Here is a 13,960-nt window from a genome sequence, read left to right as displayed (position 1 = left end):
ATCGCGATCGGTCATCCGATCGGCGCGTCGGGCTGCCGGATTCTCGTCACGCTGCTGCACGAAATGCAGAAGCGCGACGCGAAGAAGGGTCTGGCGTCGCTGTGCATCGGCGGCGGCATGGGTGTCGCGCTGGCGGTGGAACGTCCGTAACGAATGCAGTACGACGGCGCCGCGCGCGCGTCCCGACGCGTCATCAAAACAATATTAGCGTTGGGCAAGATGGCCGCGTCGGCGCCATTCCGAGATTCATTAACCTGAGAGAAATGACGAGGAGTATCAGCATGACTAAGCGAATCGCAGTGGTGACGGGCGGCATGGGCGGTCTGGGCGAAGCAATCAGCATGAAGCTGCACGACGCGGGTTACGCGGTCGTCGTGACGCATTCGCCGGGCAACGCGAAGGTCGGCGAATGGCTTGCGAGCATGGACCGCCAGGGCTACAACTTCCGCGCGTATGGCGTGGACGTCGCCGATTACGATTCCGCCCAGCACTGCGTGGCGAAGATCCAGGCTGAAGTCGGCCCGATCGATATCCTCGTGAACAACGCCGGTATCACCCAGGACACGACCTTCAAGAAGATGACGAAGGTGAACTGGGATTCCGTGCTGCGCACCAACCTCGACTCGGTTTTCAACATGACGAAGCCGGTCTGCGAAGAGATGGTGTCGCGCGGCTTTGGCCGCATCATCAACATTTCGTCGGTGAACGGCTCGAAAGGTCAGATCGGCCAGACGAACTATTCGGCGGCGAAGGCGGGCATGCACGGCTTCACGAAGTCGCTCGCGCTCGAAGTCGCGAAGAAGGGCGTGACGGTGAACACGATTTCGCCGGGCTATCTCGCGACCAAGATGGTGACGGCGATTCCGCAGGAGATCCTCGACACGAAGATTCTTCCGCAGATTCCGGCGGGCCGTCTCGGCAAGCCCGAGGAAGTCGCGGCGCTCGTCGCGTTCCTGTGCTCCGATGACGCGGGCTTCGTCACCGGCTCGAACATCGCGATCAACGGCGGCCAGCACATGAGCTGATGTCCGCGAGCGGCGCGTGTGTCAGCGCGCGCCGCTTCGTGTTCGCATCGAATCGATCTTCATCTGAAACACCCGTGCCATGCACAACGTCAGCGCGCGCGCACTCCTTTATAGCGTCGGTCATCTCGATTCGGCGATCGAACATCTCGAGCGAGTGCTGAGCCTCGAAGGCGCGAACTCGCTCTTCTCCAAGACATACTGGCGCGGACGCGTCGTGCAGGCGCTTTCCACACCGGGACTCGCGCCGTCGCAGCATTCGCGCCTGCAACGCCTGCTGGATCGCATCGCTCAGGCCTGAGCGGAGCAACAAAGCGCGCACGCGGTCGACCGTGAAAACGCGCGCAGGCAAGGCCCGCGCCGCCGCTTGTTCGGCCCCGTCGTGCAGCGTCATTCCTCTGATCCGTGAAGAAATTCGCGTCCGCTTGTACCATTCGGCCGTATCTCAAATTCACGGTTCGCCAGTATGTTCTCTTACATCAGATCGATGATTTCGACGCCGCGCAGGTTCGGCGCGTTCGGCGCGCTCGCGCTCGCGTGTCTGCTCGCGGCCTGCGGCACGACGAACGGCGTCACGGCCGGCGCGCAGCCCAACACCTACACCGTCACCGGCAAGGCGACGGGCACGCGCATGTCGTGGGTGACGGCGCGCAACGCGGCGATGGACGCCGCCTCCGAATACTGCAAGCAGCGCGCGCAACGCGTCGCGATCCGGTCGGAAGCGACGAGCGGCGTGCGCTCGCTTCAAGAGCAGACATCGACCGTATCGTTCAGCTGCGTGCCGGAGAACGACGCGCGCGGTTGAGCAATTCATCCGACGACATCACGGCCGCGTATTTCTGCGCCATATCGAAAAGGTTGGCGTCATGCGGCGCGAGCGCGCGATCGCCGACGCAATCGGATAGCACCACGGGACGAAAGCCGAACTGCATCGCATCGACGACGCTCGCGCGCACGCAGCCGCTCGTCACCGCGCCCGCGACGGCGAGCGTGGTGACGCCGCGCATGGTGAGCCACGCGGCGAGCGACGTGCCGAAGAACGCCGACGGCACGTTCTTGCGCACGACGAGCTCGCCGTCTTCCGGCGCGAGTTGCGGCACGATCGCGCTGTCGTGCGCGTGCTCTTTCAGCGTCAGCATGCCGGGGACTTTGAGCGAGAAGATGTTGGCATCGGCGTCGTCATCGGCATAGACAATGCGGCTATGCGCGATCGGCCAGCGCAACTCACGCGCCGCGCGCAGCAGCGGCACCGTGCGCTCGATCGCCTGCGCGATGTTGCCGCCGCCGAACACGTCCGGATTGGCGAAACCGTTCACGAAGTCGACGATCAACAGTCCGATGCGGCCTTCGATGCGAAGGTCGTTGCCGAAACCTTGCCGCTGATAAACCTCGTCGTTCATGACGTTTCCTCGATGGTTCTTCCTTCGCGCACGACGTCCACGCCGTCGAGCGAGACGGTGCAGCGGCGCAAGGGGATGTCGATATGGCAAGCCGTCGTGCGCTTGCCGCCGCCTTCGTTGTTCGGACCGAGCGAGAACAGGAAGTTGCCGTCGAACGCGCGGGCGTCCATGCCGAGCGTCGCCTCGCGATCGTAGAGACCGAGCGTCGACCAGTGCGCGCGCTTTTGCAGGCCCCAGCCGATGTGCGAGATCGCGAAGGCTTCGGGGTCGTCGAACGAGAGCATGTATTCGCGCAGGAGATCGGCATCGACGCCGCCTTCGATGCGGCGCGCGTAGCCGCCTTCGACGGTCAGCACGACCGGTTCCGTGCAATAGCTCTTCTGCGGCAGAAGGATGTCGCCGCGATCGATCACGATGCGCCCGTTCGCGCCGCCTTCGTTCGGAAAAGTGAGCGCGAAACCGCTCGGCCAATGATCCCAGCGGCCGGGTTCATCGACGAAACCATATTCGGCGATGGCCGGAAACTCGCCGAGCGGACAGCGCAGATCGGTGCCCCCTTTCGATGTGACGCGCATCTCGCGCGCCTGTTCGATGCGCTTCGCGGCGGCGAGCACGCGCCTTCTGTCGTCGAGCGACGGCGTCATGCGAACGAGCACTTCGGGCGGTTCGACGGCGAGCAGGATCTTCGTGCCCGACGCGAGAATGTCGTGTTGCTCGGGCGAAAAAAGCAGCGTCATCAGATCGAGCACGAGATCGCTTGCCTTGAGGGCCGCGATGGCCGCGCGGTTTCCGGTGAGCGGCGTTTGGCCGAGATAGGCGAGGGCGTCGCGGCTCAGCGCCTTCTCGCCGTTGACGGGCGGAAGATCGAGCCGGTTGACGATGGCGCCCATCGATTGCGTCGCAATCAAGGCGCAGGCGAGCGTTTGCGGATGCGTTGCGGCGCCGGTGAGGATCGTCACGGTCTGGCCTGCTTTCAGGCGCGACAGCGTGAGCACCTCTTTCCACGCTTGAATCAGTTGATGGTCGCTGATTGGCATGATGTGTCGCCTACGTTTCAGGTGAGTGTTGCGCCGAAGAACGAACCGAGCGCGCGATAGAAGCCTTGTTCGTCGTCCCACGGGATCATGTGGCCTGCGTTCGGCACTTTCACGACTTCGAGTTGCGGCATCAGATCGCGCATTTCTGCGATGTCTTCATCGCGGATCACGTCGCCGCGGCCGGCTGACATCAGCAGCGTGGGTTGCGTGACGTGCGGCATGTCGGCGTGGATGTCGTCCGTATGGAAGCCTTCGAAGCTCGCGCGGATCGCGCGTTCATCGCAGGTGTGCAGCCATTGCGCGCGCAGGCGCAGTTGCTCGTCGGTCCACGTCGGGCAGAACGCGCGCATGCCTTCTACGTCGATGCCTTTGCGTGCGAGCGCGATCGAATCGATGTACCACGCGAGTTGCGCGGGGTAGGCGCGACGGCCCGGGCCGGACACGGGCGGATCGATGAGCGCGAGTCGCGCGATGGACTTTGTTTGCCGTGCGGCGCGCAGGGCGATGCGTGCGCCCATCGAATGGCCGAGCACGTTGGCTTGCTTTAGGCCGATCGCTTCGATGAACGCGATGAGATCGGCGGTTTGCGCGTCGAGACTGTAATCGAGCGTCGATGAGGCTTCGGAGAGGCCGCGGCCGCGGACGTCAAGCACGTAGGTATCGAAGTGGCGGGCTAGCGTTTCGGCGACGAACCCCCAGGTGATGGCCGGGCTCGTGATGCCGGGGATTAGCACGATGGCATCGTGGGTTGCTTGCGGCCCGCCGTAGCGCAGATAGTGTTGGCGGATGCCGTTTGCGTTGATGTTTGCGCCGTAGAGTAGGGTCGATTTCATCGTGTGTCTTTCTCGTTTACTTCCGTTTTCGCCGGATCCCGTTGTCGTGGCGGTCTATTAGCACTGCCCCTGTGCGGGGCGGCACTCACTTTCTTTGCTGCTGCAAAGAAAGTAAGCAAAGAAAGCAGCTACTGATACGCCCGCGGTCACACGCAATTTGGGTAGTCCTCTCGTCGTTCGTGGGCTGCCTAAAGAGTGCCCTCATAGGCCCAACCGGGCTTGGATCGCGCACGGTCTGCCACATCGCACCACACAACAAGCTGGTTCAGCACCAAATAGCTCCAGCCCGCTTCGCGGCCGACCGGTCAATCGGGGATGCATGTGCTTCTCTACTAACGCCTCCATCTCACGGCACTCGCCGCTCGCCGGTTTCCCTTGCAGACCCGGCGACAGCGCGTAGCGCTGTGCCGAAGCTCTTTCGTGCTGAACCAGTGTCCTCAGCGTTTTCGGGCGGCGGACCGTGCGCGAGCCAAGCCCCGTTATTGTGATGAGGGCACTCTTTAGGCGAGTGCCACCGGGGACGAGAGGACTACCCAAATTGCGTGTGACCGCGGGCTTAACGAGCTGCTTTCTTTGCTTACTTTCTTTGCAGCAGCAAAGAAAGTGAGTGCCGCCCCGCACAGGGGCAACGCTAATAGACCGACGCGAAAACGGGATCCGGCGAAGAAAAAAAATCAAAAAGCCCCAGACAATAAAGCCCCGGCCCCGGGCACAACCCGCTTGAGCCCAAGCTGAGACAACATCGCAAAAGTAGTAGCGATTGCAGCAGTCACGACGGGCTTCCCGGTCAACGCCTCGACCATCGGCACAACGGACAAAGACGGCATCTGCACGCAAGCGGAGAGAACGACGACATCAGCGTCCTGATAGCGCATCGACTGCACGATAGCGGGCAGAAGAACCGGATCATGCCGCGCCACATCGAGATTGTCGGGAATCTCGAGCGCGCGATAGTCGATGACATCGAACCCTTCGCTTCGAATATAGTCGACCACAAGCTCAGTCAGCGCCTTCATATAAGGCGCCACCACGACGACGCGTTTCGCCTTCATCACCTTCAACGCATCGACCAAAGCACCAGCGCTCGTCACAACCGGCGCCTCGCCGCCATTCGCAGCCGTATGCCGGGTCAAACGCGCCTGCGATACGCGGTGATAACCGCGCCCCATCGCCATGATCGCGACGAGACACGCATAACCCAGCACATCGACGCGCGCATCGGAAAGCTCGACGGCGCAGCGGTCCGACTCAGCATCCATCGCGGCGAGCTCTTCCTTCACGACCTTCTTCATCCGCATGCGGCTCGAATGAAAGGTGAAACGCTCCGGTTCGATGGATTGACGCGCAGTCAGCATCGCCGGAATTTCGGTTTCCATCGTCGTATTCGAACTCGGGACGATCTGCCCGATGCGATAAACCTTTCCCGGCATCTCAAACCTCCGCTGAAACGTTGGACACAGCCGCGCGCGGCGCGAAATCCGTTGCGTTGTACGCATAGACCCAGTTGGCCTGAATGCCCGACGCCTGCGGATTCAGATACGACTTGAACTTGTAGATGAGATCGCGCTTTCTCTGCGCGAACGCGCTCGGCAAGTGATACGTGCGGCCCCGCTCGCGCGATTCGAGTTGCACGCGGCTCGTGCGCGGCAGACGTTCGGCCTCGTAGTCGCCCAATGCGTGCGCGATGTCCGTGCCATGCGCCGCGAGCGATTGCGCGAGCACGTAGCCATCTTCGATTGCCATCGCCGCGCCTTGCGAGAGAAACGGCAACATCGGATGCGCGGCGTCGCCGAGCAATGTGACGTTGCCACGCGACCAAGTCCGCATCGGATCGCGATCGAACAAGCCCCATTTGAAGACCGATTCCGCGCGCTCGAAAAGACGCTGCAAATTCGGATGCCAGCCTTCGAACGCGTCGAGCAATTCCTCACGGCTCGACTTCGCGTTCCACGATTCCTCGACCCAGCTCTGCGTCTCCGCGACCGCGACGATGTTCACCGCCGCGCCGCCACGCACGTAATACGTGACGACATGCGCGTGCGGCCCGAGCCAGAACGACGAATCCGGACTCACAAATTCGGGCGTCTCATCGAAGGGCACGACGGCGCGGAAGCACATGTTGCCCGTGAAGCGCGGCGCTTCGTCGCCGAAGAGCTTCGAGCGCACGATGGAACGCACGCCGTCGGCGCCGACGATCACGTCCGCTTCGAATTCGCTGCCATCGTCGAAGACGGCGACGGCGGCGTCCCTCTCCTGCCGAATGTCGATGCAACTCGTCGACAGACGCGCGGCATCGGCGGGCACGAGCGTCGTCAGCAGGCGATGCAGATCCGCGCGATGCACGTGATAGAACGGCGCGCCATACAGCTTCGGGCATTCCGAAGCGAGCGGAATGCGGAAGTTCTCGCGCGCGGTCTCCCAGTTGCGCCCGACGATCGCTTGCGGCACGAACGCGACATCGCGCAGCGCATCGCCGATGCCGAGCGCCTGCAGCACCTTCACCGCATTGGGCGTCATCTGGATGCCCGCGCCGACATCGCCGAAAACGCCCGCGCGCTCGAAAAGCCGCACCTCGATGCCGTGCCGCGCGAGCGCGCCGGTCAATGCGACCCCGCCGATTCCGCCGCCGACAACGCCGACGCGAAGTGTTCTGCTCATGATCTCGTCCTTCCGAAGATTGAGTCGTATGGATTGATGTCGATATTATATGGCCGTATAAATAAATGCAACGGCAATGACGATGCTCGTGACGGCGTGATAGGCTGCGCCCATTTCGCGGCGACCGTCCGCATACGACAAGGAAGAGTCAGGCTTTGATCAAGGCGATTTTGTGGGACATGGACGGCACGCTCGCGGAAAGCGAGTCGCTGCATCTGAAGACGTTGATCGCTGCGCTCGCGCGGCATGGCGTGGAGGCGGGCGAGGAGATGCATCCGCTCGTCTTCGGCAAGACGGGGCGGGAGGTGCATGCGCTGTGTCGTGAGCGCTTCGGCTTGACGGTCGACTTCGCGGATTGGTCGATGTTTCGCGCGCGGACGTATCTGGAGAATGCGCCCGCGCTCGTGCCGCGTCCCGGCGCGCTGGAGGTGTATCGCGCCGCGAAGGCCGCGGGCATCACGCAGGCGATCGTGTCGAATGCATCGCGCATGCTGCTCGAAGCGAATCTGCGTGCGCTCGGTATCGAAGAGCCTTCGCTCGTGAGCATCAGCGTCAACGATGTTCGCAACGGCAAGCCGAGTCCCGAGCCGTACGAGCGCGCGGCGTGGCTCTTACGGCTCACGCCCGAGGAAGTGATCGCAGTCGAGGACAGTCCGACCGGCGCGCGTGCCGCCATCGCGGCGCATATGCGCGTTCTGGCATGGCCTTTCGACGATGAAGGCGCCGCGCTTTTCCCCAGGGAAGCGCAGGTCGTGCGCTCGCCGCGCGAGTTGGCAGAGGCGCTGGGTCTCGATCCCGCGGCGCTTTGACGGCTTGCGTCAGTTGCGCGCAGCGAGATCGTTGAGCACGATCTTGTGGATGTTCGAGGCGTGCACCCATTCTCGCGCCTGACGCTCGACCAGATCCGTGAACGCGGGCGGTCCGCTGCAGTAGATTTGCGTGCAAGCGCGCGTCGGACTCATGGTGAAGGCGCTTTCCTGTGCGAAGAGATCATCGGTCAGGTCCAGATGATGGTAGATCTTGCCGTGCTCGCGCAGTGCGTCGAATTCATCGACGAACATCGCGTGGTCGGCCGCTCGCGCGAAGTGGTGCACTTCGAAGTGCCTGCCCGCCGACGCGAGCCGCTTCGCGATTCCGACGATCGACGCGGCGCCGGATTCACCGCAATAAAGAATGGATCGCACGCGCTCTTTGAGCACGTCGCGTTCGATGACCGGAATCAGGTTGTCGCGCATATCTTCTCCAATAGGACCGGCATCCTCCGAGAACGGAAGATGAGGCAGTGTATGGATCGAATGGGATGGCCAAACCCGGCGGTGATCGTCGGGGCAGGCTCGCAGTCAGAGTAGGGTGGACCGCAGCCGCCGACAAGCCGCCATGACGGAATACCAGTCATACGGCCGCGCCGATAAGGAAACCGCCTGTTTTAAGGGCTCAAAACGCAACGAGCGACCACTGTGGGTCGCTCGTTGATCGTTGGGTCAGTTAAACGGGGTGACTTGCCCCGCGCAATTACATCGGGTGGGTCGCAACGAAGTTCTTGTACGACCAGTAAGCGGGCTTCGTCGTCTGACCGTCGGACTTCATCAGCCCGAAGTTGCCTTCGTTGTCGTCATAGAGCTCGAACGCCTGGATCGACTGGATGTTGTACTTCGATGCGACGCTCTGGTACTGCGCCATCATCATGCTGCCGACCATGTAGTTCGCGATCTGCTGATCCGTGCCGTAGTTCGGACGCACGCCGAATTCGCTGAGCCACACCGGCTTGCCGAACGAATGGAGAACGCCGAGCATGTCGTAACAACCCGTGCCGCCGCATGCGCGCGTCATGTTGCCCTGATCCGAATACCAGTGCCATGCGGTGATGTCCCAGCTAACCGTCGGGTGGCCGCGGGTGCCGTCCGGCTGCGAGCCGTCCATCAGCATTTGGAAGAACGCGTAGTGCAGCCACGTTCCGTTGACGACAATCTTCGCCGTGCTGTCCTTCGACTTCACGCCGGCGATGAGACCGCGGATCACGCCGCGCGCGACGACGTAGGGCTGATTCTTGTAATGCGTCCAGCTCGTGCCGTCGACGTTGCCGTTCAGCGCCGTCGCTTCGAGTTCGTTGCCGACTTCGTAGTACTTGTACTTGTACGTGCTCGCGACTTGCGCGCCGAGCGTGTAGGCCGCGTTGTACGCATCCTGTTCGTTGCTGAAGCCGGTGCCGAGCAGGATCACGGGATACACGGTCACGCCGCTCGCCGCCATCGTCTGCGCCATCTTCGCGATGACCTTCGCCGACGCCAGGTTGTATACGTCGTTACGATAGATCGTCGCGCCGATGTCCTTCAGTTGCGCGAGCTGCGTCGCCACGGGCGTCGAGTCGTACGCGCCGCCGTTCGTGTTGCGGCCGTTCGCGCCGTAGAAGATCGACGTGCTCGTCGCCGCTTTCGCCGTCGATTCCGGAGCGGCGGCGCTCTTGGCAGTCGCGTCGTCGAACGCGGTTTCACCGCCGCCGCCGCACGCGGCGAGCAGCACGCTCGTAAGCGCTGCCGTGGCGATCGCTGCGGCCTTGCGGGCCGAGAAAACGTTGAAGTTACGAAGCGAGGTCTGGTTAAGGTTCGTCATTGTGTTTAGTGGTACTAATGTACTTGCGTAAGGCTCGTAAAACCCAGAATGCTGCCCGGACCTCTTCAGTGATTCACGATGCCACTCGGAAACGTGGCGATCGTCTGATCCGTTTGTCGTCGAAATGACACTCGTTAGTCATCCAAACTACATGCTCAGGACAGACTGTTTGCTCGACGCCGAAGTTAGGCGCTAAAGGACAGACTGAACGGCACGGATTCACTGCTGGGTCCATTGCGCGATGCAGCAGGCGCTCTGGATGGCTGAGTCGAGCAAACGATTGCGTTCGCTCTCGTGGGCCTTACGAAATGACAAACCTGCTCAGTTCGAAGGCATCGTCGTCGGATAGGTAACGTTTGCGCGTTTGCAGTCAAACTTGCCGAATCGTTTCGGAGTTATTCCGCTACCTCGGCAACCGTTGCCGAAACCTGATCAACGGCTGCAAGGTTATCGTCTTATGAGATGAATGTAAACGTCTGTCACAGTAAAAAAATCTGCTGCGGCGTTGCGGTGGCAGAAAAACTTACTTCTTCGGATTCGAGTTCGGAGTCAGTAAATTCTCCCGACGGCTCTGACGGCCTCTGTTATCAGGCGGTACAGAACTCCCGGCGCTCTCCTTCGATGTTGCATCGCGGAAGCGTCGGGCCGAGATTCGAGTGCTGCGTCGATGGGTGCCTGGTCGAATTCCGATAGATGGCACTCGACGGCGGGAAGAATGACCGTTTCTGCAGTGCGCCTGCGATTCGCGCAAATCTCGACGGATTCGTCCATGATCGTGCGCAGGCCGAAGAGCGCGGGTTCGACCTTCAGCTCGAACCGCGTGAGCGCATACTTGAGATCGGTATCGCAGCGCGTTCTGTTGTATCGTTCATCAAGCTCCCGATGATGGGTTCGCATCGCGAGCAGCGGTGCGAGAGGGCGGTTCCGTTTCTTCATCGCGCGCATTCTGACCGTTGACCTGTATCAAGCTCGACGCACGCGCCGGCCGGACGACGACCCGACGCCGCAGGCACCATAACGCTTATCCATAACGCCACTGTCTTTTCAGAGGGAGATGAACGTGCGAGCTGCCGACATCATGACGACATCGATCGTTTCCGCCAGTCCCGATATGTCCGTGCGCCAGGCCGCGGGCACGATGGTATTCGCCGGCATCAGCGGCATGCCTGTGATCGACGAGGAGGGCAACCTGCTCGGCATCGTCACCGAGGGCGACCTGATGCATCGCGCGGAGATCGGGACCGGCGTCAAGCAGCGCGCGTGGTGGCTCGAACTCGTTGCATCCACGCGCGAACTGGCGAGCCAGTATGTCAAGGAGCACGCGCGCAAGGTCAGCGACGTGATGACCACCGACGTCGCGACCGTGAGCGAAACATGCCCCGTCGCCGACATCGCCGAGCTGCTCGAACGCAAGCGCATCAAGCGCGTGCCGGTGCTGCGCGACGGCAAGGTGGTCGGTGTCGTGAGCCGCGCCAATCTGATTCGCGCGCTCGTCACAATGGCGCCCGAGTTGCCCGTCGATGCCGATATCACCGATCACTCGATCCGCGAGGCGGTCATCGCGGCGATGTCGGGCCATCCGTGGGCGCTCGCTCGCGAGAACGTCATCGTCGAAAACGGGACCGTGCATCTGTGGATGACGGTCACGAACGACGACGAAGCGAAGGCCGTTCGCGTCGCGGCCGAAAACGCGCCGGGCGTGAAGGAAGTCGTCACGCACGTCGGCCCGCCGAGGGTGTAGCAGCGTCTCTTCAGATGAAGCTGGCGCCGCCGTTCACCGGAATCGTCTGTCCGGTGATGAACGCGTTGCCGATTAGCGTCATCACGACGTCCACGACTTCGTCCGCTTCTCCGAGCCGCCCGACGGGCAGCCGCTCCGCAACATTCGACGCCTTGAGCGGTTCGGCCATTTCGGTGTCGATCGGTCCGGGCGCGACGGCGTTGACGGTGATGCCATCGCGCGCGAGCCGTGCGGCGTAACCGCGCGTCAGACCTTCGAGGCCCGCCTTCGATGCGTTGTAGTGAACGCCCACCAGACCCGGCCCGCGCGCCGCCGCCGACGACAGATTGACGATGCGTCCCCAGCGCCGCGCGCGCATGCCGTTGAGCACGGCTTGCGTGCAGAGAAACGCCGACTTCAGATTGACGGCGAGCGTGCGGTCGAACTCGGCTTCGGTGAGATCGTCGATATCGATCATCGTCGCTGTGCCCGCGTTGTTCACCAAGATGTCGATGTGGCCGAGGCGTTGAACGATGTCGTCGATCATCGCGGTGACGTCGTTGCCTGTCGACACGTCGGCGCGTACCGCGATCGCGCGATTGCCGCTGCGCTCGATTTCCGCGACCACGCCGGTGGCCTCGTTTTCGCGCTGCCGATAGTTCACCGCTACCGATGCACCGGATGCGCCGAGAGCGAGCGAAATCGCGCGACCGATGCCGCGTGAGCCGCCCGTCACGAGCGCGACGCGGCCGTTCAGATCGAGAGTGTGAGAGGGCATGGCGCGATCCTTCGTCATGGGTGAGAAGGGCCCAGTTTGCGCGCGTCGTGATGATTTCGCTGATCGCGATGCGATCGATGATCGGGTATCGCGGATACGCGCGAGGCGCTCACGGCAAGTAAAGGAAAAAACCGATGCCGGGTTAAGAGCATCGGTTCTTCCTTGCGCCATGCTGCCAAGTTACCGGCCGCCGTGGCCTCCGCCGCCACCGTGACCGCCACCGCCGCCGTGACCGCCGCCGTTGCCGCCGCCGCCGTTGCCGCCACCGCCGCCGCCGCCGTTGCCGCCACCGCCGTTGCCGCCACCACCGTGACCGCCGCCGCCACCGTGACCGCCGCCGCCACCGCTACCGCCGCCGCTACCGCCGCCGCTTCCACCACCGCCGTGACCGCCGCCGCCATTGCCGCCGTTGCCACCGCCTTGACCGCCGCCACCGTGACCACCGGCTGCGCCGCCATTGCCGTTACCGCTACCGTGGCCGCCAGGCGAACCGTTGCCATGGCCGCCGTCGCCATGACCGCCGTCTCCGTGACCAACTCCGCCATGACCGCCGTCGCCATGACCATCGCCGTGGCCGTCGCCATGGCCATCGCCGTGACCTAGGCCGTGGCCGTCACCATGACCATCGCCGTGACCGTCGCCATGCCCTACGCCGTGTCCATCCCCGTGGCCATCACCGTGTCCGTCGCCGTGGCCATCACCATGACCATCGCCGTGGCCATCACCGTGTCCGTCACCATGACCATCGCCGTGGCCATCGCCATGACCATGACCGTGGCCATCACCGTCACCATCGCCGTGGCCATGTCCATGACCGTGGCCATGCCCATCGCCGTCGCCGTCACCATCGCCATCGCCATGCCCGTGCCCGTGACCATGGTGCCCATGTCCACTCGAATCGCCGCCCGAGTCCCCGCCGGAGTCGCCACCGGAATCTCCAGCGCCCTGACTGCCGTTACCTGTTCCACCCGATCCTGTGCCGGTTCCGGTGCCTCCGCCGCTCGTGCTTCCGCCAGCCCCCGCCGTCGCGCCCGGACCGCTGCTGGACGAGCCTTGACCGCCGCCCGCGCCCGCACCCGCACCCGCACCCGATCCCGAGCCACTCGAATTTCCGCCGCCCGAAGCCGCTCCAGGCGATCCCTCGCCACCGCGACCGCCCTCGAGCAACGGCACGACCGCCGACACCGTTTCGACGGTCGGATCCGTCGTCGGCGATACACGCGTCTGCGAGTCCGCCGCCGCAACCATCATCACGGCGCTCGTGCCGAGCGGCACGCATCCCTCGGAAGTCTGGTTGCAAGGATTCCCCGTCGTTTGCGCGGACGCGAAATTCGACATGGCCGCCGCGATCACGATGACGCTGAGTTTGATCGCAGTATTCAATTTGAATTTTTTAGGATTGCTCATTTGTGCCCCTTGTAGTGTTTCTTCGCCACGCGTCGGATGCAGAGTCGAACGCGATGTGGGGCAAGAATGACAGGCTGTACGGTGCGTTCTGTGCGGTAATTAACCGGACGCGAGGGCGTCGTCATTTCGCGCAGTGCGCGAGCGCTCAGAGAACGTTTGCGGACGGCCGGAAGCGTCGTAAGTTCATACGCTCGTCCCGGTCTTGCACGTCAGAATCGCGCGCAGGCGCGGCGGCCAGCCAGCAGATGCATCGCATGTCGATGAATCTTCGCGATGCCGAATGTCACGCGTTTCGCGCACCCGTTGCTGGCTTCCGTAGAAAGGTGAATGTAGGCTATCTGTATGGATGCGAAGCGTCAAACGCGCTCTGTGCCGTAGACCGCACTCCAAGCGCACGACCGGTCAATCGGACGGGGATATCGTCTCTATCCGCTGATCAAAGACCGGGATCGAGATTGGCGCAAATTTGAACTAGAGTTATTTATCGTTCGCTTT

16 protein-coding genes and 1 pseudogene are annotated in these 13,960 nt (G+C 62.9%); 7 read left to right on the top strand and 10 right to left on the bottom strand.

Going from position 1 to position 13,960, the window contains the following annotated elements; all coding sequences use genetic code 11:
- From NCS02_RS23100 to NCS02_RS23085, 4 genes and pseudogenes are all read left to right on the top strand, one after another.
- Nucleotides 1-150: pseudogene (locus NCS02_RS23100) on the top strand (acetyl-CoA C-acetyltransferase); the annotation flags it as partial.
- Nucleotides 151-281: 131 nt separating this feature from the next.
- Nucleotides 282-1,025 carry an acetoacetyl-CoA reductase gene (gene phbB, locus NCS02_RS23095; RefSeq protein ID WP_008349175.1) on the top strand — a complete coding sequence of 248 codons (744 nt, stop codon included), beginning with the start codon at nucleotides 282-284 and terminating at the stop codon, nucleotides 1,023-1,025.
- A gap of 79 nt (nucleotides 1,026-1,104) precedes the next feature.
- Nucleotides 1,105-1,323, top strand: a complete 219-nt coding sequence (locus NCS02_RS23090) for a hypothetical protein (protein ID WP_250523303.1) — start codon at nucleotides 1,105-1,107, stop codon at nucleotides 1,321-1,323.
- Nucleotides 1,324-1,488: 165 nt separating this feature from the next.
- Nucleotides 1,489-1,827 carry a hypothetical protein gene (locus NCS02_RS23085; protein ID WP_008349173.1) on the top strand — a complete coding sequence of 113 codons (339 nt, stop codon included), beginning with the start codon at nucleotides 1,489-1,491 and terminating at the stop codon, nucleotides 1,825-1,827.
- Here the strand turns inward: NCS02_RS23085 and NCS02_RS23080 are convergent.
- From NCS02_RS23080 to NCS02_RS23060, 5 genes are all read right to left on the bottom strand, one after another.
- Nucleotides 1,793-2,422, bottom strand: a complete 630-nt coding sequence (locus tag NCS02_RS23080; protein WP_250503417.1) for an isochorismatase family protein — start codon at nucleotides 2,420-2,422, stop codon at nucleotides 1,793-1,795. The two genes, NCS02_RS23085 and NCS02_RS23080, sit on opposite strands and share 35 nt — an antisense overlap.
- Nucleotides 2,419-3,459: a 2,5-dihydroxypyridine 5,6-dioxygenase NicX family protein gene (locus tag NCS02_RS23075; RefSeq protein WP_250503416.1), complete on the bottom strand. Its 1,041-nt coding sequence runs from the start codon at nucleotides 3,457-3,459 to the stop codon at nucleotides 2,419-2,421. Before NCS02_RS23075 ends, NCS02_RS23080 begins: the two co-directional genes overlap by 4 nt.
- Before the next feature lie 17 nt (nucleotides 3,460-3,476).
- Nucleotides 3,477-4,292: an alpha/beta fold hydrolase gene (locus NCS02_RS23070; RefSeq protein ID WP_250503415.1), complete on the bottom strand. Its 816-nt coding sequence runs from the start codon at nucleotides 4,290-4,292 to the stop codon at nucleotides 3,477-3,479.
- 674 nt (nucleotides 4,293-4,966) lie between these two features.
- Complete coding sequence (locus NCS02_RS23065; RefSeq protein WP_275445957.1) at nucleotides 4,967-5,722, bottom strand: maleate cis-trans isomerase family protein; 756 nt, start codon at nucleotides 5,720-5,722, stop codon at nucleotides 4,967-4,969.
- Between the two features lies 1 nt (nucleotide 5,723).
- Complete coding sequence (locus NCS02_RS23060; RefSeq protein WP_008349167.1) at nucleotides 5,724-6,950, bottom strand: FAD-dependent monooxygenase; 1,227 nt, start codon at nucleotides 6,948-6,950, stop codon at nucleotides 5,724-5,726.
- A 155-nt stretch (nucleotides 6,951-7,105) separates the two neighbouring features.
- On the opposite strand from NCS02_RS23060, the gene NCS02_RS23055 reads away from it, so the two are divergent.
- Nucleotides 7,106-7,759 (top strand): HAD family hydrolase, encoded by a 654-nt coding sequence (locus tag NCS02_RS23055; RefSeq protein ID WP_175982102.1) that lies wholly within the window; start codon nucleotides 7,106-7,108, stop codon nucleotides 7,757-7,759.
- 9 nt (nucleotides 7,760-7,768) lie between these two features.
- Here NCS02_RS23055 and NCS02_RS23050 read toward each other — a convergent pair whose 3' ends face one another.
- From NCS02_RS23050 to NCS02_RS23040, 3 genes are all read right to left on the bottom strand, one after another.
- Nucleotides 7,769-8,185 (bottom strand): ferredoxin reductase domain-containing protein, encoded by a 417-nt coding sequence (locus NCS02_RS23050; RefSeq protein ID WP_250441209.1) that lies wholly within the window; start codon nucleotides 8,183-8,185, stop codon nucleotides 7,769-7,771.
- A 277-nt stretch (nucleotides 8,186-8,462) separates the two neighbouring features.
- A complete protein-coding gene (locus tag NCS02_RS23045) occupies nucleotides 8,463-9,560 on the bottom strand; it encodes a glycosyl hydrolase (protein ID WP_175982103.1) in 1,098 nt (365 codons plus the stop codon).
- A gap of 549 nt (nucleotides 9,561-10,109) precedes the next feature.
- Entirely contained in the window at nucleotides 10,110-10,496 is a 387-nt protein-coding gene (locus tag NCS02_RS23040; RefSeq protein ID WP_250503413.1) for a hypothetical protein, read from the bottom strand.
- A 118-nt stretch (nucleotides 10,497-10,614) separates the two neighbouring features.
- Between NCS02_RS23040 and NCS02_RS23035 the strand changes: the two genes are divergently transcribed.
- Nucleotides 10,615-11,301: a CBS domain-containing protein gene (locus NCS02_RS23035; RefSeq protein WP_008349162.1), complete on the top strand. Its 687-nt coding sequence runs from the start codon at nucleotides 10,615-10,617 to the stop codon at nucleotides 11,299-11,301.
- 10 nt (nucleotides 11,302-11,311) lie between these two features.
- On the opposite strand, the gene NCS02_RS23030 is transcribed toward NCS02_RS23035, so the two are convergent.
- A complete protein-coding gene (locus NCS02_RS23030; RefSeq protein ID WP_250503412.1) occupies nucleotides 11,312-12,058 on the bottom strand; it encodes an SDR family NAD(P)-dependent oxidoreductase in 747 nt (248 codons plus the stop codon).
- 210 nt (nucleotides 12,059-12,268) lie between these two features.
- Between NCS02_RS23030 and NCS02_RS23025 the strand changes: the two genes are divergently transcribed.
- The gene (locus NCS02_RS23025; protein ID WP_250520002.1) at nucleotides 12,269-12,661 is read left to right on the top strand and encodes a hypothetical protein; all 393 of its coding nucleotides are present in this window, start codon (nucleotides 12,269-12,271) and stop codon (nucleotides 12,659-12,661) included.
- Between the two features lie 44 nt (nucleotides 12,662-12,705).
- On the opposite strand, the gene NCS02_RS23020 is transcribed toward NCS02_RS23025, so the two are convergent.
- Nucleotides 12,706-12,945, bottom strand: a complete 240-nt coding sequence (locus tag NCS02_RS23020) for a hypothetical protein (protein WP_250503420.1) — start codon at nucleotides 12,943-12,945, stop codon at nucleotides 12,706-12,708.
- Nucleotides 12,946-13,960 lie beyond the last annotated feature (1,015 nt).

This window comes from Caballeronia sp. NCF2 (genome assembly GCF_023631205.1).
Lineage (GTDB): Bacteria > Pseudomonadota > Gammaproteobacteria > Burkholderiales > Burkholderiaceae > Caballeronia > Caballeronia zhejiangensis.
The sequence above is the reverse complement of the archived record's forward strand: the minus strand, read 5'-3'. Positions and strand labels throughout refer to the sequence as shown.

Coding starts and splice junctions, on each gene's coding strand:
- NCS02_RS23020 (WP_250503420.1), bottom strand. CDS start 12,945: ATGGGCACCATGGTCACGGGCACGGGCATGGCGATGGCGATGGTGACG.
- NCS02_RS23080 (WP_250503417.1), bottom strand. CDS start 2,422: ATGAACGACGAGGTTTATCAGCGGCAAGGTTTCGGCAACGACCTTCGC.
- NCS02_RS23085 (WP_008349173.1), top strand. CDS start 1,489: ATGTTCTCTTACATCAGATCGATGATTTCGACGCCGCGCAGGTTCGGC.
- NCS02_RS23030 (WP_250503412.1), bottom strand. CDS start 12,058: ATGCCCTCTCACACTCTCGATCTGAACGGCCGCGTCGCGCTCGTGACG.
- NCS02_RS23090 (WP_250523303.1), top strand. CDS start 1,105: ATGCACAACGTCAGCGCGCGCGCACTCCTTTATAGCGTCGGTCATCTC.
- NCS02_RS23070 (WP_250503415.1), bottom strand. CDS start 4,292: ATGAAATCGACCCTACTCTACGGCGCAAACATCAACGCAAACGGCATC.
- NCS02_RS23050 (WP_250441209.1), bottom strand. CDS start 8,185: ATGCGCGACAACCTGATTCCGGTCATCGAACGCGACGTGCTCAAAGAG.
- NCS02_RS23035 (WP_008349162.1), top strand. CDS start 10,615: ATGAACGTGCGAGCTGCCGACATCATGACGACATCGATCGTTTCCGCC.
- NCS02_RS23040 (WP_250503413.1), bottom strand. CDS start 10,496: ATGAAGAAACGGAACCGCCCTCTCGCACCGCTGCTCGCGATGCGAACC.
- NCS02_RS23045 (WP_175982103.1), bottom strand. CDS start 9,560: ATGACGAACCTTAACCAGACCTCGCTTCGTAACTTCAACGTTTTCTCG.
- NCS02_RS23065 (WP_275445957.1), bottom strand. CDS start 5,722: ATGCCGGGAAAGGTTTATCGCATCGGGCAGATCGTCCCGAGTTCGAAT.
- NCS02_RS23075 (WP_250503416.1), bottom strand. CDS start 3,459: ATGCCAATCAGCGACCATCAACTGATTCAAGCGTGGAAAGAGGTGCTC.
- phbB (WP_008349175.1), top strand. CDS start 282: ATGACTAAGCGAATCGCAGTGGTGACGGGCGGCATGGGCGGTCTGGGC.
- NCS02_RS23060 (WP_008349167.1), bottom strand. CDS start 6,950: ATGAGCAGAACACTTCGCGTCGGCGTTGTCGGCGGCGGAATCGGCGGG.